Genomic DNA, 23784 nt, shown 5'->3' with positions numbered 1-23784 from the left:
TCGCCTGCCGCCCCTACCTCCTCGGGTGTATTTATCGATTGCCCCAGCCTTTCTAACCTCGGCTCGCACCCTCCCCGACAACATCCCGAGAACCGGCGTACTCCCGTGCGCCAGAGAGGCAATGACTCCATGCAAACGGCACTTGTCTGGCACGAGCTCTACATGTGGCATTCCACCGGCAACCATGCCGGCCTGTTCGCCCCCGGCCTGCAGATCCAGCCCGGCCTGCACTTCGAGAACCCGCAAAGCAAGCGGCGGCTGAAGAACCTGCTGGATATCAGCGGCATCACCGAACAACTGCTACCGATCAAGCCCAGGCCCGCTACCGACGCACAACTGCTGCGCGTGCATGGCGCCGACTACCTGCAATACCTGCAAGGCCTCAGCGACCGGCAAGGTGGCGACGCTGGCGACAATACTCCGTTCGGCAGCGGCAGCTTCGAGATCGCCAGGCTCGCCGCCGGCGGGGTGATCGACGCCGTCAAGCAGGTGCTGCGCGGCGATGCGCGCAATGCCTACGCATTGGTTCGCCCACCTGGACACCATGCCGAAGCCGACCGTGGACGCGGCTTCTGCCTGCTGGCCAATGCCGCGCTCGCCGCCCATGAAGCCCTGGCGGTACATGGCCTGGAACGGATCGCGGTGGTGGATTGGGACGTGCACCACGGCAATGGCACCCAGAGTATTTTCTGGGACGATCCGCGGGTGCTGACCCTCTCCCTGCACCAGGACGGCAACTATCCGCAGGATTCGGGCAAGGTCGAGGAACAAGGGGCAGGGGCGGGCCTTGGTTTCAATATCAATATCCCGCTCCCCCCGGGCTCAGGGGAAGGCGCCTACCTGCATGCCTTCGACGAAATAGTGCTGCCGGCCCTGGCCGCCCACCGTCCGCAACTGATCCTGGTGCCCTGCGGGTTCGATGCCGGGGCCCACGACCCGTTGGGCCGCATGCTGCTGCACAGCGAGGCCTACCGCAAACTGACGGCCCGGCTGATGCTCGCCGCCCAGCGCCTGTGCGATGGGCGCCTGGTGCTGTGCCACGAAGGCGGCTACGAGGCCAACTCGGTGCCGTATTTCGGCCTGGCGGTGATCGAGACCCTCAGCGGCCTGCAAAGCGGCATCGCCGATCCCCACCTGAGCGCCATGCGCGCCCTGCCGGGCCAGGAACTGGCCGAACACCAGCGGCAGTGGATCGCCCAGCTCAAGGCCAGCCTGCATTCACCGCTGCTGGAGCAGCCGGAGCGCTACTCATGAGCGTGCCATCCGCTCCAGCCCTCGACATGGCGCAAAGCCGCTACAGCCTGCGCCTGCTGGCGGTGATCCTGTTCTCCGCCATCGGGCCGCTGGTGCTGCTGACGGCACCGGCCCTGGTCAGCCGCTACATCGTCGAACTGGGCATGGATAACCGCCAGGTCGGCTGGCTGTTCAGCCTGGAGTTGGGCGCCATGGCCATCTCCACCCTGCCGACCTACCTGTGGATGCGCCGCTACGACTGGCGCTGGATCGCCGGCCTGGCCGGCAGCCTGTTCCTGTTGGGCAACCTGTTCAGCGCCTGGCTGATGAGCGAGCCGAGCCCCGGCTTCGGTCTCCTGGCCGCCCTGCGTTTTCTCACGGCCTTCAGCGAAGCCGCGCTGGTGCTGGTGTGCCTGGGCACCGCCGGAACCTTGCCCAACGCCACCCGCGCGTTCGGCCTGTGGGTCACCGGCCAGCTGGTACTGGCGGCGCTGTGCCTGCAGTTCATGCCATGGCTGTTCGAGCACTGGGGCGTTTCCAGCTTCTTCCTGCTGATCGCGCTGTTCACCGCCTTGATCCTGCCGCTGGTGCTTTCCCTGCCCACCGGGAGTCACGACGATAGCCGCCCGCTGCCGCCACGCCAGGCCCAGGCGATGCGGCTCAAGGTCTGCCTGGGCATGCTGGCGATCTTTCTTTTCTACTTGAGCCTCAGCGGCATCTGGACCTTCGCCGGCGAACTGGCACGCCTGCGCGGCATCAGCACCGGCGACAGTGCCAGCGCCCTGGCGAGCGCTTCATTGATGGGCGTGGCGGGCGCGGCCATGGCCAGCTGGATCGGAGCCCGGGGCCGGCGTGCCTGGCTGCTGGCCCTGGGTTACCTGGCCATGACCGCGGGCTTGTGCGGCCTGCTCGGCGAGATCTCCACCTGGCGCTACCTGCTGGCGGCCTGCGCCTTCAAGTTCGCCTGGACCTTCGCCCTGCCCTTCCTGCTCTCGGCGATCAGCGACTACGACCGCCAGGGCGGCAAGCTGGTGGTGCTGGCCAACCTGGCCATTTGTGGCGGCCTGGCCGTGGGCCCGTCCCTCGCCGCCTGGCTGCTGGGCGACACCCTGGACTTTGGCCTGCTCCTGCTGGCCTCCATGGCGATCTGCGCACTGTCGTTCCTGGCCATCCTGCCGCTGGCCGGCAATCGGCGTTAGCCTAGACCGCCACGCCATGGTGGCCACCTGTCACCGAGACGCTCCAGAGGATGAAGCCGGCAATCGATTGGCATAATATGCCAATCACTTCGATCACCACTCTGAGCGGGAACAGGCCATGCCGACTCGTAACGTTGTCCTTACTGCGCAGCAGGAACAACTCATCAACAACCTGGTCAAGACCGGCCACTATCAGAACGCCAGCGAAGTGCTGCGTGAAGGCTTGCGCCTGCTGCAACAACGCCTGGCCGAGGATGCGGCAAAAATCGAAGCGCTGCGGCACGCAACCACGGCCGGCATGACCGACCTGGAACATGGACGATTCACGGAAATTCACGAAGGCCAGTTGCAGCATTACCTTGCTGAAGTGGGGCTGGAGGCCGCCGCCACGGAACAAGAGAAACATTGAGGTGGCCAGGTATCGGATCGCCGACACAGCCCGAAGCGATATCGTCGATGCCCTGAGGTTTTCCCAGAAACACTTTGGCGAACAGGCCCGAATCCGCTACCAGGACTTGCTCCTCGGAGCGCTACAAGACCTCGCCGCCGCCCCCCTGCGCTTGGGCAGTCATGAACGCAACGAACTGGCGCGCGGATTACGCAGCTACCACCTGCTCCATTCCCGACGACGCAGCCAGGGACAATCCAGCCTGGTCAAACGACCACGCCACATCCTGTTCTACCGGGTAATCGATAACGACCTGATCGAGGTGATCAGGTTGCTGCATGATGCCATGGACGCTCAATCGCACCTGCAGAGCGAATGAAGCTTGCGCTGGCCAGGCTCCCCGCAACCCAATCGCCACCCGAGCGGGCGGCGATGATCCAGCCAGTCAGGCCGCTTGCAGGGCGCGCAGGTCGAGCTTGCCGTCCAGCAATGGCGGGCACCAGTAGTAGCCACCGGTGATCGGCCGGCTCATGCGGTACAGGCCATCGGTGATGCCGTCCTCCAGGCCGCTCATGCGCCGCAGCTGGGCTTCGAAGGCACTGAAGGAGTGGCCGAAGGCGAGGAACATCAGGCCACCCTTGTCACCTTCCAGCCACGGCATCGAACGCCGGACGAGGAAGGCTTCAGGGGCGAAGCTTTCCTGGGCCGTGCGCTTGACGTGGGCCGAGACCGGAGCGTCGTCCAGTTCCTCGTTGTCGTTCAGGCGCCGGCCCATGATGTTGTCACGCTCTTCAGGCTGCATCGCGGCAAACCCCTTGAAATCATGCTGCCACTGCTGGATCGCGGCGAAGCTGCCTCCACGCAGCCCGGCCTCGCCAACGGCCAGGGCCGCCGTGGCTGCTGCCTCGTCCTGGGGGTTCTCGGTGCCGTCTTCGTAGCCGGTCAGGTCATGGCCGGTCTTGTGGCGGAAGGCCTCGTTCATCTGCACCAGGCGAAAGGCCGGGGCCAGCGCGGCCTCCAGTTCATTGCTGCGGTGCATCAGCTCGCCCCGCTCGTCGCCATGCAACCAGACCCACAGGGCGTGCTGGGTCGAAGGGTTATCGACGCCGACCCCGGTCAGTCCGGGGAAGGCCTTCAGTCCTTGCACACGAGCCCCCAGGGCCTTGACCAGCGAGGCACCGAACCCGGCCACGGCGCTGGCGCCATCGATCCGCGCCAGCAATTGGTCGAGCGCCTGGGGCAACGCCGCGATGGACTCGAGGGCGAAAAACAGGTGGCGGGCCTGGGACGGAACGGGGGCAGCGAGGATGCCGGACTGGTAGTAACTCATGGGAACTCCTGAATGAAAGCGCGGAGTTTACCGCCGCCGCAGGCCGTGCGCGACCCGCAGGATCACCTGCATCTTACGATTGCTGGAGGGCCTGCGGCCCTTGACGCAGCCTCGCCCTGGCTCGACAGCGGCTACACCGGATTCGCGTAGCCGCTGCCGCAGGCTGCGTACGGGCGCGCAGTGGTCGCAGAAACGCCAGACCCGCTCAATGCAGCGCCGCTTCTTCGCGAAAGGCGCTGGGGCTCAGGCCGGTCCAGCGCTTGAAGGCCCGGCGGAAGCTGCGCACGTCGCTGTAGCCCACCTCTTCGGTGATGCGCTCGATGGTCAACTCGGGGTTGCCCAGCAGGTTCAGGGTCCGCGCCTGGCGCACCCGCTCCAGCAGGGTCTCGAAGGTCAGGCCGTGCTCGGTCAGGCGCCGACGCAAGGTGCGCCCGCTCATGTTCAGGTCCCCCGCCACCTGCTCGATATGGCTGCCGGAACGCAAATCCCGGGACAAGGCCCGCTCCACCGCCTGGATCAGGTCCATCTTCTGGTGCACCTGGGCGCTTTCCAGCTCCAGCAGCTTGAGGGCCTGGCGCAGCGCCACCGGATGGTGATTGGGCAGCGGCGCCTGCAACCAGCGGGCCTCGATCACCATGCGCGCGTGCAGGCAACCGAAGTGCACGTTCGGTCCCAGCAACTGGGTGTAGAGCCCGGCATAGGCCGGCGCGGCATGCATGAACTCCACCCGCAGCGCCTGGAAGTCGGCGCTCAACAGCGCCCGGCCATAGATCAGCAAGCTGGCGAAGAACTCCTCGGCGGCGAAGATCTGCACCTCGCCGTAGGGCAACCGGCATTGCAGCTCGACGAAGAACTCCTCGCCCTGGCGCCCGATATCGGCACTGACGATGGTGCCCGAGGTGTGCTGGTGGCGGATGCCCAGTTCGAAGGCATCGCCCAGGGTCCGGCACAGGGACAGGGCATGGCCCAGCAGGCCCAGGGTGCCCAGCACGTTGCGGCTGCCGACCCACAACCCCAGCCCTTGCTGGGGCAACGCGTCCAGGGCCCGCTCGATCATCGCCACCGCCTGGCGGTAGGAGATGCGCAGGGTCGGGTCCTGCAGGTCGTCCAGGGTGAAGCCCAACCCACGGCACAGGCGCTCGGCGCTGATGCCCTTGTCGTTGGCGACATCGGCCAGGGTCTGCAACAGAAAGGGTGAAACCAGTGCCAGCTGGTCATGGGGATCGACGGCTTTGTTCATGAAGGCGATTCCGGGCCGCTTGGACGGCTGTTCTTATTTTGTCGGGACAACACCGCTGCCAAGGCTGCACCGGCCTGGCCAAGCATATCCCTTCCCACAGGCTTTGGCGGAGGAATGTAACAAGGCATTGCAAAGTGTCCGACAAAGTCCCCCTGAGTGGCCGCCAATACCCTGCCCCACGGACCGGCCAGGGCTTATTTCTATCGGGCGGCCGGTGCCCCCCGCCGCAGCCCTCCTACTAACAATAAGAATGAGCCCAACCATGCACCCGACCCGTCCCAGTTTTCCCCTGCGCCCAGGCCTGGCCCTGGTCCTGGCCACTTGCTGCGTGAGCGCCCAGGCCACCGAGTCCGGCGTCGACAACATAGGTCCCGGCACCGACGGTTTCTACGTCCTGCCGCTAGGGTCCGACCAGCTTCCGGACCACATGTTCTCCTTCAACCTCTACTACAACCACTACCAGGCGAAGAAGCTCGACATCAGTTCCATGGGCGGCAAGGTCCCGGGGGTCAAGATCACCTCCGACGCAATCATCCCGCGCCTGGACTACCTCAGCCCGATACGCATCTTCGGCGGGCGCCTGGGCGGCTACGCGGCCCAGCCTTACCTGCGCCAGCAAGTGGCGATGTTCGGCCAGAGCGACCGCCGCGAGAGCATGGGCGACACCACCCTGGCGCCGATCATCCTCTGGGACATGGGCCCCGACCTGACCCTGGCCGCGGCCGTGGAGGTGACCCTGCCCACGGGGGAATACGACAAGGAGCGGATGGCCAACACCAGCAACAACTTCACCACCTACAAACCGCTGTTCTCCATGACCTGGTTGCCCTCCGAGCGCACCGAGCTGTCGCTCAAGAGCACCTACAGCTTCAACAAGGAGAACCACGCCACCCACTACCGCTCCGGGCAGATCTTCCACTTCGACTACTCGGCCAGCTACCGGGTGACCGACGACCTGAGCCTGGGGCTCAACGGCTACTACTTGAAGCAGACCACCGACGACAAGCAGTTCGGCAAGACCGTGACCTTCATGGGCGAGGACGTCAGCGACGGCGTGCGCGGCCAGGTATTCGCCATCGGCCCGGCGCTGCACCTGCGGTTTCTCAAGTACGCCAGCGCCGAGATCCGCTGGGCCAAGGAGTTCGACGTGGAGAACCGCCCCGAGGGCGACATGCTGTGGGCCAAGCTGACCATTCCTTTCGCCCTGTGAGCCCGCGCGGCGGCTGCCGGTTTCGTGCAGCCGCCGCAGGCTGCGCATGGCCTGCAAGGCCGCTGCGGTCTTGGCATCGCTGAAGATCCTGCGGACCTTGGCGCAGCCTCGCCAGGGCCCGACAGCGGCTACAGGATTTCGTGTAGCCGCGCCATGGGGGTCAGGCGTAGACCGGCCAGCGCTCGACGATGCGCCCGCCGCGCAGGGCCAGCAGGTCGCCGAACTGCAGCAGCACCGCTTCGCTCTGTTGCGGGCGCAGGAAGATATGGTCGTCCACCGCCAGGCCCACGGAGCTTGAACCATTGACCATTTCCTGGTTGGAGCTGCGACCGAACAGGCCGTTGCTCTGCAACCCCGCCGGCGATTCGAAATCCGCCAGCCAGTGCCCGCCGTAGATGAAGAAGGTCTCGCGCTGGTTACTGTCCCACCAGGACAACAGCCGTGACTTGTCATCCAGGGCCGGGATCCGCACCGGCCCGGTGCTCTTGAGCACCGGGGTGGCGATGAACGCCGCCGGCTGGTGCTGTTCCAGGGATGGCAGGTCGTAGTGGCTGGGCTTGAGCATCGCCGTGCCCACCGAGACCTCGGTGCTCAGGGATTCCTGCTCGTGCCGCCGATAGCTGGGGCTACCGGCAGTGTTCAGGGTCAGGCCCGCGTGCCATAGCGCCGGGTACTGCTGGCGAGTGAAATCGACGAAGCCTGTATAGATCGCCATGACCTTGGCGAACAGGCTTTGCGGCGAGCCGAGAATCCCCGGCACGCCCATGTCGACGAACGGGTCGTACCCCATGAACCCGGCGAACTCCAGGTGCTGCGGGTGAGCGGCGATCAGCGCCAGCATCCGCCCCAGGGCCGCGTTGTCCGCCACCCCGCCACGGTGCAGCCCCACATCCAGTTCGATATTGATGCGCATCCTGGTGCCCAGGCCCTGGGCCAGCGCCAGGTATTGCTGCAGGCGCTCGGGAGTGTCCAGCAGCCATTGCAGTTGCCGGGCCGGATCGAACGGGCCCCGATGCTGCTGGTAGAACAATTCGACGGCGCGCACCGGCAACGGCTTGCCCAGGAGGATGTCGGCGTCGGCGAAGACCTGGGCATCGTGGTTGAGGAACGGCTGGTGGAACGACATCAAGCGCCGGGTCCCGGCACGCTGGGCGATATAGGCCAGCAGCCCGGGCGACGGCAGTGATTTCTCTACCAGGCGCAGTTGCTTGCCGCCGCGCTGCACCGATTGCATGACCACGTCGATGTTGTGGTCCAGGCGATCGAGGTCGATCAGCATCACCGGCTGCATCGGCCCGTTGGCCTTGAGCTCGCGATTGAGCCCGGCGAAGTAGGCATCGTAGGGCGCGCCCCGCTCGCCCGGCCGCAGCCAGGCGCCGACACCCGCCAACAGGACGCCGGCACCCAGGGTGCCGGCCATGAAACGACGACGGTTCATGGTGCTGATCTCCGCTTCATGCCACCCCCAGCACCGAGGCCAGGTGGGCGTTGATGAATGTGCCGCGTGGGTCCAGCTCCTGGCGTACCTTGGCGAAAGCCTGCCATTGCGGGTACAGCGCCTGGAGGTTGCGGGCGTTGAGGCTGTGGTGCTTGCCCCAGTGTGGGCGCCCCTGGTATTTCCAGAAGATCGGCTCCACCGCGGCGAAGAAGTTGTGGTGGTCCATGCTGTAGTGCTGGTGCACCGAGATCGAGCAACTGTCGCGCCCCTCGAACATGCTCAGGGGAATGTCGTCGGCCTTGACGTAGCGGTACTCGATGGGAAACCAGGTGCGCAGGTCCTTGTCATGGATCAGCGCGAGGATCTCGCGCAGGCAGGCCGGCCCCAGGTGCGCCGGCACCGAGTACTCCATCTCGTTGAAGCGCACGCTGCGCACGTTGGCGTAGACCTGGTAGGAATCGCCCACCCGTTCGTCGAAGCTCGCCAGCCAGCGCAGGCTGTTGAGCAGGTGGCGCCGGGTGTCGGGAAAATCGCTGACGTACTTGTCCAGGTTCTCGATCAGGCTGACGAACTCGTTGCCGCCCTCCTCGGTCGGATCGCGAGGCGGGGTGGCCGGATCCGTGGTTTCGTTCAGCGCCACCGCCAGGGCGTAGTCGGAATGGGTGACCACGAGCATTTCCCAGTGCTGGTTGCTGCGGGTCAGGTGGTCCATGTCCTCCAGCAGTTCGTCGGTCTTGGCGATCCACTGCTTCTCCCGCAGGCGATAGGCCTCGCGGTTCTGCAAGCGCACCCGGGTCGTCACCCCCAGCGCCCCCAGGGACGCCCGCGCGGCCTGGAACACCTCGGCGTTACGCTGGCGATCGCAGTCCAGCACCTGGCCAGCGGCGGTCACCAGTTGCAACCCGCAGACCTGGCTCGAATAGGAACCGAAGCCGACCCCGGTGCCATGGGTCGAGGTGGCAATCGCCCCGGCCAGGGTCTGGTAATCGATATCGGCCATGTTCCACAGGGCCTGCCCCACCTCCTTGAGCGCCGGCCCCATGAGCGACATCGGCGTACCGCCGGCGAACTCCGCCTGCAGGGTCTTGGGATCGTGCTCCAGCAGGCCGTTGAAATAGGCCAGGGACAGCAAGGTGCCGTCAGTGGGCACCAGGGCGCTGAAGGAGTGCCCCGAGCCCACCGGGCGGATCTTGCCCGGAGCCTTGCGGATCACCTGGACCAGCTCGTCCAGGTCCTTGGGCGCCAGGCGTGCCTCGGGCAGGCAGCTTTGCGCGCCGGACCAGTTGCGCCAGGGAATCAGCCGCGGGGCGCGGACCAGTTCGGCCATCAGCGGGTTGCTGCACAGCGCGGTGAATGCGCCGAGGGCGCCGGCCCCTTGCAACAAGCGGCGGCGAGAGAGGTGCATGACCATGGAAGGTGACCTTGTATTTTTATTGGAATGAATGGCCGGACATAAAGCTGATCAGCGCCAGGAACTGCTCTTCGGAACACTGCATGCACTGGCCCATGGGCGGCATGCTCTGGTAACCGTTGATGCTGTGGTCCAGCAGGGTATCGGCGCCCTGGGCCAGCCGCGGGGCCCAGGCCTTGGCATCGCCGGCCAGCGGCGCGCCGGAAGCCGGGTTGGCATGGCACAGCTTGCAGCTGCTGTCGTAGATCCGCGCCAGATCCGGGTCGGCCGGGCTCTGGCGGGCCGCGTCAAGGCGCCCGGGCGCCGGCGGCTCGGCATCGCCGCAAGCGCCCAGGGACAAGCCCAGGGCCAGTACCAGGGCGCCGCGGCAGGCCGGGGCGAGCAAGCGCCGCAACGGGGGAAAAAACGCAAGGGTGACGCTGGGCATAGGCAGTCCTCGGGGCAGCCGGGCAAAGGGTCGATCCCGGCCACGGGACCCACCTCACAGGGCAACACTAAGGCACCGGCGCCGCCGGGTTGAGGGCATTGGCGGCCAGCCAAGGGGACTTGGCCGGACAGCTGGCCAGAGCGCCCGGCCTGTGCTCGGACAGCCTGCGGCCAAGGCTTGGCGCAGGCCGCCGAGAACAGTTGCCGGGCATTCGCTGAAACGTTTAATCTCGAACCATGACCGCCTGCCGGCCGAGCGCAGAAACTGCTGAAGAACCCGGCCGTTCAGGCGTATAACAGACCGTTGAAAAACCTAGGCGAGGCAGCCAGCGCAAGGCGAAAACAAGCGAAAAAGCGCAGTTTACCCGTGGTGAATGAGCATTTTGACCGGGCTGGCGCACCAGACTGTTTTCAACGCAGCGATGGCAACGCAGGCAATTTTTCAACGACCTGATAAACCCAGGAACGACGAATCGCCCGTCATCCGCGCCAGAGCCATTTCCAACACGGGGTAGAGTCATGACCACAGCCAAAGTCCTCAGCAACCTGTTTCCAGCCGCCAGCGACATCCCCGAAGCCTATCGCCTGCCCGACCCGGTAGAGCAACGCGACTACCTGGTGGATGGCCAGCTGCGTATCTGGAACGGCCCCCTGGCCCAGGTCCGCAGCCCGATCTACCTCACAGGCGCCGACGGCGACCAGCAGGTGATCCTCGGCAGTACCCCGTTGCTGGATGCCGACACCGCACTGCAGGCCCTGGACGCCGCCGTGCGCGCCTACGACCGGGGCCAGGGCGCCTGGCCAACGATGCGCGTGGCCGAGCGCATCCAGCATGTGGAAGCCTTCCTGGCGCGCATGCGCGAGCAGCGCACGGCGGTGGTCAAGCTGTTGATGTGGGAGATCGGCAAGAACCTCAAGGACTCGGAGAAAGAGTTCGACCGCACCTGCGACTACATCGTCGACACCATCGGCGCGCTCAAGGAGCTGGACCGGCGTTCCAGCCGCTTCGAACTGGAGCAGGACACCCTCGGCCAGATCCGCCGCGTGCCCCTGGGCGTGGCCTTGTGCATGGGGCCCTACAACTACCCGCTCAACGAGACCTTCACCACCCTGATCCCGGCGCTGATCATGGGCAACACCGTGGTGTTCAAGCCGGCCAAGCTCGGCGTGCTGCTGATCCGCCCATTGCTGGAGGCTTTCCGCGACAGCTTCCCGGCCGGGGTGATCAACGTCATCTACGGCAGCGGCCGCGAGACCGTCAGCGCCCTGATGGCCAGCGGCAAGGTGGACATCTTCGCCTTCATCGGCACCAACAAGGCCGCCAGCGACCTGAAGAAACTCCATCCACGTCCCCACCGCCTGCGCGCGGCCCTGGGCCTGGACGCGAAGAACCCGGGGATCGTGCTGCCCGATGCCGACCTGGACAACGCCGTCAGCGAAGCCCTGACCGGCGCCTTGTCGTTCAACGGCCAGCGCTGCACCGCATTGAAGATCCTGTTCGTCCACGAAGCGGTGGTGCAACGCTTCATCGAGCAATTCAATGCCAAGCTGCAAAGCCTCAAGCCGGGCATGCCCTGGGAGCCCGGCGTGGCCCTGACCCCACTGCCGGAGAACACCAAGGTCGACTACCTGCAGGGCCTGGTAGCCGATGCCCAGGCCCATGGCGCGCAGGTGGTGAACCCCGATGGCGGCGTGTCCCGCGCCTCGTTCTTCTACCCGGCGGTGCTGTACCCGGTGAGCCCGCAGATGCGCGTGTACCACGAGGAGCAGTTCGGCCCGGTGGTACCCATCGTGCCCTATCGCGACCTGGAGACGGTGATCGACTACGTGCTGGAGTCGGACTTCGGCCAGCAACTGAGCCTGTTCGGCAGTGACCCGGCGCAGATCGGCAAGCTGGTGGACGCCTTCGCCAACCAGGTGGGGCGGATCAATATCAACGCCCAATGCCAGCGCGGCCCGGACACCTTCCCCTTCAACGGCCGCAAGAACTCCGCCGAGGGCACGCTGTCGGTCCATGACGCGCTGCGCACCTTCTCGATCCGCACCCTGGTGGCCACCAAGTTCCAGGCACGCAACAAGGAGCTGATCAGCGACATCATCCGCAACCGTGACTCCAGCTTCCTGACCACCGACTACATTTTCTAGCAAGGCCCGGGGCCTGCCTGGCAGGCTCCCCCCACTCGCTGCCTTTCACCCATCACAGGAGAAACCGGTCTGGGCCCGTTCAAACACCTGCAGGGCACACGCCTGCCCTCCTGGCTGCGCCATCTGCTGCGGCCAGTGCTCGACCCGTACCGGCGCTATCGCCATGCCCGGTTGATCCACGCGGTGCGGGTGGTCCTCGGGCTGATCGCCACGATCCTCCTGACCACCGGCCTGAACCTGCCCCACGGCGAATGGGCCTCGGTGACCATGCTGGTGGTGATCGGCGGCCTGCAGCACCACGGCAATATCGGCAAGAAAGCCACCGAACGGGCCATCGGCACCCTGGTAGGCGCCGGGGTCGGCCTGTTGCTGATCGTGCAGCAGGCGTACTTCGGCCAGCCCTGGCTGACTTACCTGGGCATGTCGGCGGTCTGCGGTTATTTTTCCTACCACGCCATCGGCAAGGGCGGCTACACCGCGCTGCTGGCGGCGATCACCGTGTTCATCGTCGCCGGCCATGGCGACAACCAGGTCAGCGACGGCCTGTGGCGGGCGGTGGATATCCTGATCGGCATCGCCCTGGCCCTGGCGTTTTCCTTCGCCATCCCGCTGTACGCGGTGTACTCCTGGCGCTACAACCTGGCCGGCGCCCTGCGCGACTGCGCGCAGTTGTACGGACGGATCATCAAGGGCCAGTCGGTAACCGACGACGAGCACCTGAGGCTGCTCGGGCGGGTCAACAGCGCCATGCTGCAACTGCGCTCGCTGATGCCTTCGGTGTCCAAGGAAGTGCGAATCTCCATGACCGAGCTGGACGCCATCCAGCGCAACCTGCGGATGTGCATCAGCACCCTGGAGATCCTCGGCAATACCCGCCCCGATGCTGGCGACCGCCAGGCCATGGCGCAGATGCAACTGGGCCTCAAGGCCGAGCACCGGCAGATCCGCATGCACCTGGTGGGCATGGCCCGAGCCCTGCAATCAGGCATTACCCAGCGTTTGGAAAAACCCCTGGAGGCCAGCCCGGGCAATGCCCTGGAAGCACCGGCGCACTCGGCGCCGGACGGCTACCGGCTGCTGACTCGGCAGTTGGTGGCGACCCTCGCCGAGATGCGCCAGCGCCTGGCCAAGAGCGCCCGGCACTGGAAGATCTAGAACAGCTCGCTGAACGGAATGAAGCGCGCCAGATCCCCGGCCTGCAGGGTCCGCCCTTCGGGGATCTCCACCAGGCCATCGGCCCAGCAGGCACCCAGCAGCACCCCGGAGCTCTGGTTCGGATAGAGCACCGCGCGCCCCTGCTCCAGGCGCGCGCGCAGGTACTCTCGACGGCTGCCGGCCCGGGTCCAGTCGAAGGCCACCGGCACCATGACGCCCAGAGGCTCGACCTCGCCCACGCCCTGGATGCGCAGCAGGTAGGCACGGGCCAGCAGGCCGAAGGTCACCAGGGCCGAGGCCGGGTTGCCCGGCAGGCCGATCACCGGCACCTGGCCGAAGTAGCCCACGGTCAGGGGCTTGCCGGGCTTGATCGCCAGTTTCCAGAACAGCGGCCGGCCGCTGTCGCGCAGCACCTGGCCCAGGCAGTCGGCATCGCCCGCGGACACTCCGCCCGTGGTGAGGATCAGGTCGGCCCCATGCTGCAGTTGCTCGAGCCGTAGCCGGGTCTGCTGTGGCTGGTCCGGCAGGATCCCGGCATCGATCACCTCGCAGCCCAGGGCATCGAGCCAATGCCGGAGCAAGGTGCGGTTGCTGTTGTAGATGCAGCCTTCGCGCAGCGCCATGCCCGGCTCCAGCAGCTCGTCACCGGTGGACAGCAGCGCCACCCGGGGCTTGCGCACCACCGGCAACCGGGTACAGCCCTGGGCGGCGGCCACCGCCAGCTCGAAGGGCCCAAGGCGCGTGCCGGCCTCGAGCAGCACCTGGCCGGCGCGGTTCTCCTGGCCCTGGGGGCGGATGTTCTGCCCCGGCTTGAGCGCCTGGGTGAAACGCACCCGGCCATCATCCAGCAGCTCGACGTTTTCCTGCATCTCGACGCAGTCGGCGCCGGCGGGCACCGGGGCGCCGGTGAAGATCCGCGCGCAGGTGCCCGGCTGCAGCGGCGTACCGGGCCGGCCGGCGAACACCGTCTGCGCCACCAGCAGTGGCTGGCCGTCCCAGTGGGCAAGTTCCAGGGCGTAGCCGTCCATGGCGCTGTTGGGCCAGGGCGGCAAATCCAGGGTCGCCACCAGGTCGCAGGCCAGGACCCGCTGCCGGGCCTGGTCCAGGGCCAGCTCCTGGCTCTGGTCCAGTTGCCGGGCATCGGCCATGGCCAGCAGGCTGGCCAGCGCCTCCTCTACCGGCATCAGCTTGCCCTGGCTCATCCGCGGGACTCGCAGGCCTGCACCGGCTTGAGGTGCGGGACGAAGTTGCACGGCCGGTGCCGGGCATCCAGCTGCTCGGCGAGGATGCCTTCCCAGGCGGTCCGGCAAGCGCCGGTGGAGCCCGGCAGGCAGCACACCAGGGTGCCGTTGGACAGCCCGGCCAGGGCCCGGCTCTGCACCGTGGAGGTGCCGATATCGAGGATCGAGATCGCACGGAACAACTCGCCGAAACCATCGATGCGCTTGTCCAGCAGGCAACCCACGGCTTCCGGGGTGCTGTCGCGGCCGGTGAAGCCGGTGCCACCGGTGATCAGCACCACCTGGATGCGCTCGTCGGCGATCCAGGTCGCGACCTGGGCGCGGATCTTGTACAGATCGTCCTTGAGCAGGTTGCGCTCGCTCAGGGTGTGCCCGGCTTCGAGCAAGCGGCTGACCAGCAACTGCCCGGAGGTATCGGTGGCATATTCACGGGTATCGCTGACCGTCAGCACGGCAATATTCAAAGGTACAAACAACGCATCCGCCTTCACGCTCATGTCACTCTCCGACCGCCAAGATAAAAATCATGGACCCAGGCTAAAGGCCGCAAAGCGCGGCTGTCTAATCGTTCTGGCTGACCGGATTATCGACCCGCTCTATCGTCGCCAGGCCCGTGCCAGGGCCTGATAAGCCTGATCGATCAGCCATTCGAATGTTCCGATTGGACGCCGCGGACAGACAATGAGATCGTGCCCGCCATCGACCTGACATGCCCGTGACCAATGACCCCGACCCGACCTGCCATCGCCACTCCCCTGCCCTGCTCGATCCTGCTGCTGGCAGGCGGGCGCGGATTGCGCATGGGCGGCCGGGACAAGGGCCTGGTGCCCTGGCGCGGCCGGCCGCTGATTGCCCATGTGCACGACGTGGTGCGGCCCTTGAGCGACGACCTGATCATTTCCTGCAACCGCAACGCCGAGCAGTACCGGCCCTACGCCGATCAGTTGGTGGCCGATGCCCAGCAGGATTTTCCCGGCCCGCTGGCCGGTGTCCTGGCCGGCCTGGCCCAGGCCCGGCACCCCTGGCTGCTGGTGCTGGCCTGCGATGCGCCATGCATCGATGGCGCCTTGATCGAGGCCCTGTGGCAAGCCCGCAGCGCTGGCGAACAACCGGTGATGGTGCAGCAGGACGGCCAATGGCAACCCATGTTCAGCCTGTTGCCGACGCGGCTGCTGGGCGATCTGCGCCAGGCCTGGGACCAGGGCGAGCGCAGCTTGCTGCGGGCCCTGCGCATACAGGGCCTGACGCCCCTGCACTGCGCTGCCGACGATCCCCGGCTGAGCAATTTCAACAGCCCTGAACTACTGTCTGAAACACCCCCCGGCTCCCCGGCCTGAAGGCTGGCGGAACAGCCCGGGACGATCTTCGGGTCTTCCCACAGCTTGAACCTCTGCGTTAATACTGACGACGACCCTCCCACGACAGGTGCCATTGTGGACATCAAGCAACTGAAGTTTCTGATCGCGCTGGAACAGACCCGCCACTTCGGCCAGGCTGCCGCGCGCTGCCACATCACCCAGCCGACCTTGTCCATGCGCCTGCGCAACCTGGAGGACGAGCTGGACCTGATCCTGGTGACCCGGGGCCAGCGTTTCGAGGGTTTCACCGAGGCCGGCGAACGGGTGCTGGCCTGGGCCAAGACCCTGCTCGCCGCCCACGACGGGCTGTTCGCCGAAGCCGCCGCCTGCCGCGGGCAACTGGTGGGTAACCTGCGCCTGGGCCTGGTGCCCCTGAGCGGCTTCAACCCCATCGGCTACGTGCAGAAGCTGTCGGCGAGTTTTCCCGAGCTCAAGTTCAGCCTGTCGTCCGCAAGCTCCGACCGCATCATCGAGGAGATCGGCAACAACCAGCTGGACCTGGGGGTCTGCTACCTGGACCACGTCAATCCCAACTACCTGGACTTCTTCGAGATCGGCGAGACCCGGGTCGGCCTGCTGTACGACACCCGGCACTTTCATTTCGAAGGCAACGAGATGAGCTGGGAAGATGCCGCCGAACTGCCGCTGGGCATGCTCAGCACCGGCATGCACTATCGCAAGTCCATCGACTTGAGTTTCCGCAGCCGCGGCCTCAACCCGCAGCCGATCCTGGAAAGCGATTCGACCTACCAGCTGTTCCAGGCCATCCACGAGGGCTTCTGCTGCTCGATCATGCCCCTGGACAGCGGCCTGGACTCGCCGATCGAGAACCTGGCCTTCATCAGCCTGCCCGACGCCAGCGTGCTGGCGCCCCTGGGCATGGTGATGCGCAAGACCGAACCACGGTCGGCGATTGCCGAGAAGTGTTTCGCCGAAGCTCGCAAGCTGTTCGCGATCAAGGGCGAATGACCGTTTAGCGCGCCTGCGGGCGCACCAGTAGCAAGAGGTGGATGCATGGTTTGCCGGATCGAACAAGCGGATCAACAGCCCGAGGCCAACGCACCGGCCCCGGCGCCGCAGAGCGTGGCCTATCGCGAATACGGCTCGCCGCAAGAGGCCCACGCGCCCCTGGCCGCCGAGACCGCCCTGGCCATCACCTACAACGGCCTGAGCCAGGCAGTGATGATGGTGTCTCCGGGCAACCTGGAGGATTTCATCCGTGGCTTCAGCATCACCAACGATATCGTCACCGGCCTGGACGAGATCTACGACATCCGCCTGAGCCATTTCCCCCAGGCCTGCCAGGCCGACGTGCAGATTTCCAGCCGGGCCTTCTGGGCCCTCAAGGACCATCGCCGGCAACTGGCCGGGACCAGCGGCTGCGGCTTGTGCGGGGTCGAGGCCCTGGAGCAGGCCCTGCCGCAGCTACAGGTGCTGGAACCAACGCCACTGCCGCCGGTGGAACACCTGCAGGGCCTGCGCGAGCGCATCGAGCAAGCCCAGCTCATGGGTCGCAGCAGCGGCGCCCTGCATGCGGCGCTGTACTTCGATGAACAAGGAGAGGTACGCCTGTGCCAGGAAGACATCGGCCGCCATAACGCCCTGGACAAGCTGATCGGCGCCCTGCTCCACGCCGGGATCGATACGCGCCTGGGCTTTACCGTGGTCACCAGCCGCTGCAGCCTGGAGCTGATCCACAAGGCCGTGCGGGCACGCCTGGGCACCCTGGTCAGCCTCTCGGCGCCCACCGCCCTGACCGTGCAATGGGCCAACAAGCACCATCTCAACCTGATCCACGTCCCCCATCGCAGCCCGCCACGGATCTACAGCCCGGTGTAACCGCACGGCATTCCTGTAGCGCGTGAAGTCGCTCGCGCTGCAAGGCGCAGCCTTGCCATCCGCCTTGGCCGGCGCTCGATCAGCTGTAGCGAGGATTCGGGTCTACGGCCTGCGCTGCCGAGCGGCAGCGAGCGCCCTCGCCACCCAGAGTCGGTTCCAGATCTACCGCAGGTGCTCAGGGTTGCTGCCAGCGGCTGGCGGCCTGCTGGTCGCTCGCACGGCCTTCGACCCAATGTTCGCCGCTGTCGGTGACTTCGCGCTTCCAGAACGGCGCACGGGTCTTCAGGTAATCCATGATGAAGTCACAGGCCTCGAAGGCGGCCTGGCGATGGGCGCTGGCCACGCCGACGAAGACGATCGGCTCGCCGACCCGCAGCAGCCCGACCCGATGCACCAGCTCGACCCGCAGCAGCGGCCAGCGCTGCTCGGCCTGGGCCACGATGCCCCGCAAGGAGCGCTCGGTCATGCCCGGGTAATGCTCGAGGAACAGGCTCTGCACCGCCTGCCCCAGGTTCAGGTCGCGGACGTAGCCGACGAAGGTCACCACCGCCCCCACTGCCGGATCGCCAGCCTGCAGGGCGGTATTCAAGGCATCGAGGCTGAAGGCCTGTTGCTGGACCTGGATACCCATGCCTCAGCCCCCCGTCACTTGCGGAAAGAAGGCGATCTCGTCGAAGTCCTCGATGGGCGCGTCGAGCTTGCACAGGTCCTGGTTCAGCGCGCACATCAGGCTGTTCTCCCCTAGGACCCGGGCCCAGTTCTCGTCCCGGGCCATGAGCAACCGGCGCACATCGCCAACCGTGCGCAGCTCGACATGCAGCGCCAGCTTCTCGCCGCCGCTGCCCAGCTGCTCGCGGTAGCGGGCAAAGTAGTTGATGAGGATCATGGCTGCTCTCCCGCGATGAATGAACCGGATTTGCCGCCGTGTTTCTCCAGTAGCCGCACGCCCTCGATGACCATGCCGCGATCCACCGCCTTGCACATGTCGTAGACAGTCAGGGCGGCGACGCTGGCGGCGGTCATCGCTTCCAGCTCGACCCCGGTGGCACCGTTGAGCCGGCAACGGGTGGTGATTCGCACCCGGTCCGGCGGCGCCGCGGCGAGCTCGACACTGACCCTGGTCAGCAGCAAGGGGTGGCACAGGGGGATCAGCTCGTGGGTCTTCTTCGCCGCCATGATCCCGGCGATCCGGGCCACGGCGAACACGTCGCCCTTGGGATGGCCGTTGTCCTCCAGCAATTGCAGGGTGGCCGGGTGCATCCGCACCCAGGCCTCGGCCAGGGCCTCACGGTCAGTGGCGGGCTTGGCGGTGACATCCACCATGTTGGCCCGGCCCTGGGCGTCCAGGTGGGTCAACGCGGGACTGGCGACAGCGTCGTTCATGTTCAACCTCAGGCAAGGGAAAGCCTGGCGACCCGGGACGGGTCAGCTCAGGACGTAGTCCACCGGTTCGAGTACCGGCGGCAGTTCGGTGACCCCCAGGGCATCGAGGATCTCGCGCTCGATGTTGCGCACGATGGCGTCCAGGGGCAGGTCGTTCTCGTCACGACCGAAAGGGTCTTCCAACTCGTCGCCGATGGCGTCCAGGCCGAAGAAGGTGTAGCTGACGATGGCGGTGAAGATCGGTGTCAGCCAGCCCAGGGGCTCGGCCATGGCAAAGGGCAGCAGGATGCAGAACATGTAGCTGGTGCGGTGCAGCAGCAAGGTGTAGGGAAACGGCAACGGCGTGGCCTTGATCCGCTCGCAGGTGGTCTGCGCCGTGGTCATGCCCGCCAGCAGGTTGGCGATCAGCATGTAGCGCCACTCGCCCAGGCGGCCCGATTCGGCCAGGCCCGAGCACTGGCGCGAGACCAGGCGCAGTACGTTGTCGCTGAGGTTCGGGGTCGCCGCCGGCGGCAGTTGGCTGAGCCAGGTGCCCGCGGCCCCCAGCTCGTCCTCCTGGCGCAGCCGGGCCTTGAGGGCATGGGCGAAACCGCACAGGTTGCGCAGGATCGCCCCGCGCTCCCGGGCATCGCCGATCACCTGGGTCTCGCGGATCAGCGAGCGCACGTCCGTGACGATACTGCCCAGGGCCTTGCGCGCCTCGTACCAGCGGTCATAGCAGGCGTTGTTGCGAAAGCTCATGAAGATCGACAGCGACAGCCCGAGCAAGGTGAAGGGCGTGGCGTTGACCTTGGAGAAGAACGCCGGGTGCAGGGTCTCGATCAACACGATGGCGGCGGCCAGCAGGGTCACCAGCAGGCTGCGCAGGGCGATGCGCTTGGCGATCGAGCCCTTGAGCGAAAACAGCACGCCGAGCAGGTTGGGTTTGGATCTGACGATCATCGAAGGACGGCCTCTGGACGATTCGGGCAAGCAAGGGATGGGGCCGGTCAGCCACCGGTCATGTTCATGAAGCGCACTACCTGCACCTCATCGTTGAGCTCGAAGTGATGGCGATAGGGCTTGAGCTTCATGGCCTCGACGATGGCCTGTTCCAGGCGCTGGGTATCGCCCGGGTGGGCACGCAGCACGGCCTTGAGGTCCATCGAGTGTTCGTTGCCCAGGCACAGCAGCAAGCGCCCTTCCACGGTCAGCCGCACGCGGTTGCAGGTGCCGCAGAAGTTGTGGCTGTGGGGCGAGATGAAGCCCAGGCGGATCTGCGGTGCCTCGGCCAGGCGCCAGTAGCGCGACGGCCCCTGGGTCGATTCCGCCGACTCCATCAAGGTGTAGCGCTCGGCGATGCGCTCGCGCACCTGGGCGCTGGAGAAGAAGGCATCGCTGCGGCTGTGTTCGCTGATGGCGCCCAGGGGCATCTCCTCGATGAAGGAGATGTCCAGGCCACGGTCGATGGCGAAGGCCACCAGGTCGTTGATCTGGTGGTCGTTGCGGCCCTTCATCACCACGCAGTTGAGTTTGGTGCGGGTAAAACCAGCGGCGTTCGCCGCATCGATCCCGGCCAGCACCTGGGACAGCTCGCCGGTGCGGGTCAGTTGGCGGAACAGCTGCGGGTCGAGGCTGTCCAGGCTGATGTTCAGGCGCTTGACCCCGGCATCGAACAAGGGCGCGGCCAGCTTGCCCAGTTGCGAGCCGTTGGTGGTCATGCACAACTCGCGCAGGCCCGGCAGCCGCGCAATGCGCCGGCACAGCTCGACCACCCCGGAACGCACCAGCGGCTCGCCACCGGTCAGGCGGATCTTGCGGGTACCCAGGGCGACGAAACGCTCGGCCAGCTGGTACAGCTCTTCCAGGGTCAGGATGCGCTGGCGCGGCAGGAACTGCATGTCCTCGGCCATGCAATACACGCAACGAAAATCGCAACGGTCAGTCACCGACATGCGCAGATAGTCGACCCGGCGAGCAAAGCCATCCACCAATACTTGATCTGCCATCACAGCCTCTGTCGCCGATGCGAACTCATTGAATATTAGTTGAACTCCGACAGTGCAGCCGCGCTTGTCGCGAGTTATTGGCGGCAAGATTAAGAGCCATTCAAAAGGCCGTCCAATCGCTATTAACAACTGGTTGATCAAAAACATCTATCAAGCGCAAAGCTGTCGGATAAATAAATTCAAACTATTGTTTTTAAAAGAATTAATACCCCGATAGAGGTTCTCGATCAGTTGGTCATTAATTGCGATTAGACAGCCCGCACGGACGCCGAATAGGCTTTATTCGTGGCCCGAAAAAGGCCGCGAAAGTTACTCCACGCAAACAAACAGAACGGGGCTTATAACCAGTCCCAGCAAAATCGCATTTAGCCTGAGCAGTCAGAAACCATCTGACATCCATTGAATGTCGGGCGGTTCCCTGCGTGCGATGTATTGGAGAAATATCATGAGCGAAGTTGATCGATACAAACCCTACAAGGGCGCGGCCGCCGGTTGGGGGGCACTGATGGCGGTGACCCGCAACTGGCTGGGCAGCGAGAACGCCTTCAAGAACATCCGCGCCATGCTCAAGACCAACCAGAACGGCGGTTTCGACTGCCCGGGTTGCGCCTGGGGCGAGTCGCCGGAAAACGGCATGGTCAAGTTCTGCGAGAACGGCGCCAAGGCGGTCAACTGGGAAGCCACCGGGCGCCTGGTGAACCCGGCATTCTTCAATAAGTACACGGTCTCGGCCCTGGCAGCGCAGAGCGACTACTGGCTCGAATACCAGGGCCGCCTGACCCATCCGATGCGCTACGACGCCACCCAGGACCGCTATGTGGAAACTACCTGGGACGAGGCCTTCGACCTGATCGCCAGCCACCTCAAGGGCCTGGACTCGCCGAACCAGGCCGAGTTCTACACCTCGGGCCGGGCCAGCAACGAAGCGGCCTACCTCTACCAGCTGTTCGTACGCGCCTACGGCACCAACAACTTCCCCGACTGCTCGAACATGTGCCATGAAGCCAGCGCCGTGGGCATGTTCGAGAGCGTCGGGGTGGGCAAGGGCACCGTGGTGTTCCACGACCTGGAGCAGGCCGACGCGATCTTCGTCATCGGCCAGAACCCCGGCACCAACCATCCGCGGATGCTCGAACCGCTGCGCGAGGCGGTCAAGCGCGGCGCCCAGGTGATCTGCTTCAACCCGCTCAAGGAGCGCGGCCTGGAACGCTTCCAGCATCCGCAGCACCCGCTGGAGATGCTCACCAACGGCTCCGAGCCCACCTCCTCGGCCTATTTCCGTCCGGCCCTGGGCGGCGACATGGCGGCCTTTCGCGGCATCGCCAAGTTCCTCCTGCGCTGGGAGCGTGAAGCCCTGGCCAGCAATGGCGAAGCGGTGTTCGACCGGGCCTTCATCGCCGAACACACCTCGGGCCTGGACAGCTACCTGGCCGAGGTCGACGCCACGTCCTGGAGCCACATCGTCGAGCAGTCCGGCCTGTCCCTGGCCGATATCGAACTGGCCGCCCGCATGTATCGCAAGGCCAAGCGCGTGATCATGTGCTGGGCCATGGGCCTGACCCAGCACACCCATTCGGTGCCGACCATCCAGGAAGTGATCAACGTGCTGTTGCTGCGCGGCAACATCGGCCGCCCGGGCGCCGGGCTGTCGCCAGTGCGCGGCCACAGCAACGTGCAGGGCGACCGCACCATGGGCATCAACGAACTGGCGCCCACCGAGTTGCTGGACGCCCTGGAGGCGCGCTTCGGCTTCAAGCCGCCACGGGAGCACGGCCACAACACGGTGATGGCGATCTCGGCCATGGAACAGGGCAAGGCCAAGGTGTTCATCGGCCTGGGCGGCAACTTCGCCCAGGCGACCCCGGACACCCCTCGCACCCACGCCGCCCTGCGCAATTGCGAGCTCACCGTGCACATCGCCACCAAGCTCAACCGCAGCCACCTGGTGACCGGTCGCGAGGCGCTGATCCTGCCGTGCCTGGGCCGTACCGATATCGATATCCAGGCCAACGGTCCCCAGGGCGTCACCGTGGAAGACACCTTCAGCATGGTGCACATCTCCCATGGCCAACTGCGGCCCAAGTCGGCGCACCTGCGCTCGGAACCGGCGATCATCGCCGGCATCGCCAACGCCACCCTGGGCCCGCGTCCCATCGACTGGCTGTGGGTGATCGAAGACTACGGACGCATCCGCGACCTGATCGCCGATACCATCCCGGGCTTCAGCGACTTCAACCTCAAGCTGCTCAACCCCGGCGGCTTCCACCTGGGCAACGATGCGGCCGACCGGCGCTGGAACACCGCCACCGGCAAGGCGCGGTTCACCCCCAGCGAACTGCCCGCGGACCTGGTCAACCCCGGGGTGCGCAAGCTCAAGGAGCAGCCGCAGCTGATCCTGCAGACCATGCGTTCCCACGACCAGTACAACACCACCCTGTACGGCCTGGACGATCGCTATCGCGGGGTCTATGGCATGCGCGAGGTGCTGTTCGCCAACGAACAGGACATCCGCAAGCTGGGCTACGAGCCGGGGCAGAAGGTGGACATCGTGTCCCTGTGGGAAGACGGCCGCGAGCGCCGGGTCAGCGGTTTCACCCTGATCGCCTATGACATCCCCGCCGGCCAGGCCGCCGCCTACTACCCGGAGACCAACCCCCTGGTGCCACTGGAGAGCTACGGCGACCGCACCTATACGCCGACTTCCAAGTTCATCGCCATCCGCCTGGAGGCGGCCCAGGCCAGCAACCTGATCCAGTCCGTCGGCGTCTGACCGGGCCCGGCGCCCCGGCCTCCACTCGCA

General features: G+C 65.9%; 23 protein-coding genes. 11 read left to right on the top strand and 12 right to left on the bottom strand.

The features are described 5' to 3' along the window. The first annotated feature begins 129 nt into the window (after positions 1 to 129). The 4 genes from CAG11_RS21780 to CAG11_RS21765 all read left to right on the top strand — a co-directional run bounded on the left by CAG11_RS21780 (position 130) and on the right by CAG11_RS21765 (position 3199). The gene (locus CAG11_RS21780; protein ID WP_143494717.1) at positions 130 to 1254 is read left to right on the top strand and encodes a class II histone deacetylase; all 1125 of its coding nucleotides are present in this window, start codon (positions 130 to 132) and stop codon (positions 1252 to 1254) included. Continuing rightward, positions 1251 to 2432 (top strand): MFS transporter, encoded by a 1182-nt coding sequence (locus CAG11_RS21775; RefSeq protein ID WP_085597894.1) that lies wholly within the window; start codon positions 1251 to 1253, stop codon positions 2430 to 2432. Before CAG11_RS21780 ends, CAG11_RS21775 begins: the two co-directional genes overlap by 4 nt. A gap of 118 nt (positions 2433 to 2550) precedes the next feature. After that, a complete protein-coding gene (locus tag CAG11_RS21770; RefSeq protein WP_085597893.1) occupies positions 2551 to 2841 on the top strand; it encodes a type II toxin-antitoxin system ParD family antitoxin in 291 nt (96 codons plus the stop codon). Between the two features lies 1 nt (position 2842). After that, a complete protein-coding gene (locus CAG11_RS21765; protein ID WP_085597892.1) occupies positions 2843 to 3199 on the top strand; it encodes a type II toxin-antitoxin system RelE/ParE family toxin in 357 nt (118 codons plus the stop codon). Between the two features lie 66 nt (positions 3200 to 3265). Here the strand turns inward: CAG11_RS21765 and CAG11_RS21760 are convergent, their stop codons facing one another. Both CAG11_RS21760 and CAG11_RS21755 read right to left on the bottom strand, forming a co-directional pair. Beyond that, positions 3266 to 4150, bottom strand: coding sequence for a Dyp-type peroxidase (locus CAG11_RS21760; protein WP_085597891.1), 885 nt, complete (start codon positions 4148 to 4150; stop codon positions 3266 to 3268). 205 nt (positions 4151 to 4355) lie between these two features. Next, a complete protein-coding gene (locus CAG11_RS21755) occupies positions 4356 to 5390 on the bottom strand; it encodes an AraC family transcriptional regulator (RefSeq protein ID WP_085597890.1) in 1035 nt (344 codons plus the stop codon). Between the two features lie 262 nt (positions 5391 to 5652). Here CAG11_RS21755 and CAG11_RS21750 point away from each other — a divergent pair, with 262 nt between their 5' ends. After that, positions 5653 to 6600 carry a transporter gene (locus CAG11_RS21750; protein WP_085597889.1) on the top strand — a complete coding sequence of 316 codons (948 nt, stop codon included), beginning with the start codon at positions 5653 to 5655 and terminating at the stop codon, positions 6598 to 6600. 160 nt (positions 6601 to 6760) lie between these two features. Here CAG11_RS21750 and CAG11_RS21745 read toward each other — a convergent pair whose 3' ends face one another. The 3 genes from CAG11_RS21745 to CAG11_RS21735 form a co-directional block, all read right to left on the bottom strand. Next, complete coding sequence (locus CAG11_RS21745) at positions 6761 to 7969, bottom strand: DSD1 family PLP-dependent enzyme (RefSeq protein WP_177409166.1); 1209 nt, start codon at positions 7967 to 7969, stop codon at positions 6761 to 6763. 85 nt (positions 7970 to 8054) lie between these two features. Then, entirely contained in the window at positions 8055 to 9365 is a 1311-nt protein-coding gene (locus tag CAG11_RS21740; protein ID WP_371857910.1) for a D-arabinono-1,4-lactone oxidase, read from the bottom strand. Between the two features lie 103 nt (positions 9366 to 9468). Next, entirely contained in the window at positions 9469 to 9876 is a 408-nt protein-coding gene (locus CAG11_RS21735; RefSeq protein WP_085597886.1) for a cytochrome c5 family protein, read from the bottom strand. A 518-nt stretch (positions 9877 to 10394) separates the two neighbouring features. On the opposite strand from CAG11_RS21735, the gene CAG11_RS21730 reads away from it, so the two are divergent. Both CAG11_RS21730 and CAG11_RS21725 read left to right on the top strand, forming a co-directional pair. Beyond that, positions 10395 to 12020, top strand: coding sequence for an NADP-dependent glyceraldehyde-3-phosphate dehydrogenase (locus CAG11_RS21730; RefSeq protein WP_085597885.1), 1626 nt, complete (start codon positions 10395 to 10397; stop codon positions 12018 to 12020). Positions 12021 to 12134: 114 nt separating this feature from the next. Continuing rightward, entirely contained in the window at positions 12135 to 13175 is a 1041-nt protein-coding gene (locus tag CAG11_RS21725; RefSeq protein ID WP_085597884.1) for an FUSC family protein, read from the top strand. Here CAG11_RS21725 and glp read toward each other — a convergent pair. Then, the gene (gene glp, locus CAG11_RS21720; RefSeq protein ID WP_085597883.1) at positions 13172 to 14377 is read right to left on the bottom strand and encodes a gephyrin-like molybdotransferase Glp; all 1206 of its coding nucleotides are present in this window, start codon (positions 14375 to 14377) and stop codon (positions 13172 to 13174) included. The genes CAG11_RS21725 and glp overlap by 4 nt on opposite strands. Continuing rightward, positions 14374 to 14913, bottom strand: coding sequence for a molybdenum cofactor biosynthesis protein B (gene moaB / locus CAG11_RS21715; protein WP_022639460.1), 540 nt, complete (start codon positions 14911 to 14913; stop codon positions 14374 to 14376). Before moaB ends, glp begins: the two co-directional genes overlap by 4 nt. A 225-nt stretch (positions 14914 to 15138) precedes the next feature. Between moaB and mobA the strand changes: the two genes are divergently transcribed. The 3 genes from mobA to fdhD all read left to right on the top strand — a co-directional run bounded on the left by mobA (position 15139) and on the right by fdhD (position 17613). Then, positions 15139 to 15753 (top strand): molybdenum cofactor guanylyltransferase MobA, encoded by a 615-nt coding sequence (gene mobA / locus CAG11_RS21710; protein WP_085597882.1) that lies wholly within the window; start codon positions 15139 to 15141, stop codon positions 15751 to 15753. A 96-nt stretch (positions 15754 to 15849) separates the two neighbouring features. Continuing rightward, complete coding sequence (locus tag CAG11_RS21705) at positions 15850 to 16743, top strand: LysR family transcriptional regulator (protein ID WP_085597881.1); 894 nt, start codon at positions 15850 to 15852, stop codon at positions 16741 to 16743. A 45-nt stretch (positions 16744 to 16788) separates the two neighbouring features. Beyond that, positions 16789 to 17613 carry a formate dehydrogenase accessory sulfurtransferase FdhD gene (fdhD, locus tag CAG11_RS21700; RefSeq protein WP_053131256.1) on the top strand — a complete coding sequence of 275 codons (825 nt, stop codon included), beginning with the start codon at positions 16789 to 16791 and terminating at the stop codon, positions 17611 to 17613. 175 nt (positions 17614 to 17788) lie between these two features. Here the strand turns inward: fdhD and moaE are convergent, their stop codons facing one another. Genes moaE through moaA form a run of 5 tightly spaced genes read right to left on the bottom strand, consistent with a single transcriptional unit; the run spans position 17789 to position 20984 of the window. Next, positions 17789 to 18244, bottom strand: coding sequence for a molybdopterin synthase catalytic subunit MoaE (gene moaE / locus CAG11_RS21695; RefSeq protein ID WP_022639464.1), 456 nt, complete (start codon positions 18242 to 18244; stop codon positions 17789 to 17791). A 3-nt stretch (positions 18245 to 18247) separates the two neighbouring features. Beyond that, positions 18248 to 18499 carry a MoaD/ThiS family protein gene (locus CAG11_RS21690; protein ID WP_085597880.1) on the bottom strand — a complete coding sequence of 84 codons (252 nt, stop codon included), beginning with the start codon at positions 18497 to 18499 and terminating at the stop codon, positions 18248 to 18250. Further along, positions 18496 to 18996, bottom strand: a complete 501-nt coding sequence (moaC, locus tag CAG11_RS21685; RefSeq protein WP_085597879.1) for a cyclic pyranopterin monophosphate synthase MoaC — start codon at positions 18994 to 18996, stop codon at positions 18496 to 18498. The genes CAG11_RS21690 and moaC overlap by 4 nt, the downstream gene beginning before the upstream one ends. Positions 18997 to 19038: 42 nt before the next feature. Next, positions 19039 to 19938: a bestrophin family protein gene (locus CAG11_RS21680; RefSeq protein WP_085597878.1), complete on the bottom strand. Its 900-nt coding sequence runs from the start codon at positions 19936 to 19938 to the stop codon at positions 19039 to 19041. A 47-nt stretch (positions 19939 to 19985) separates the two neighbouring features. Beyond that, positions 19986 to 20984, bottom strand: coding sequence for a GTP 3',8-cyclase MoaA (moaA, locus tag CAG11_RS21675; protein ID WP_022639468.1), 999 nt, complete (start codon positions 20982 to 20984; stop codon positions 19986 to 19988). 445 nt (positions 20985 to 21429) lie between these two features. Between moaA and CAG11_RS21670 the strand changes: the two genes are divergently transcribed. Beyond that, positions 21430 to 23754 carry an FdhF/YdeP family oxidoreductase gene (locus tag CAG11_RS21670; RefSeq protein ID WP_085597877.1) on the top strand — a complete coding sequence of 775 codons (2325 nt, stop codon included), beginning with the start codon at positions 21430 to 21432 and terminating at the stop codon, positions 23752 to 23754. The last annotated feature ends 30 nt before the right edge of the window (positions 23755 to 23784 follow it).

It is taken from the genome of Pseudomonas sp. B6(2017), from assembly GCF_002112765.1.
GTDB lineage: Bacteria > Pseudomonadota > Gammaproteobacteria > Pseudomonadales > Pseudomonadaceae > Aquipseudomonas > Aquipseudomonas piscis.
Note: the sequence above shows the minus strand (reverse complement) of the source record. Positions and strands in the feature narration are given on the sequence as shown.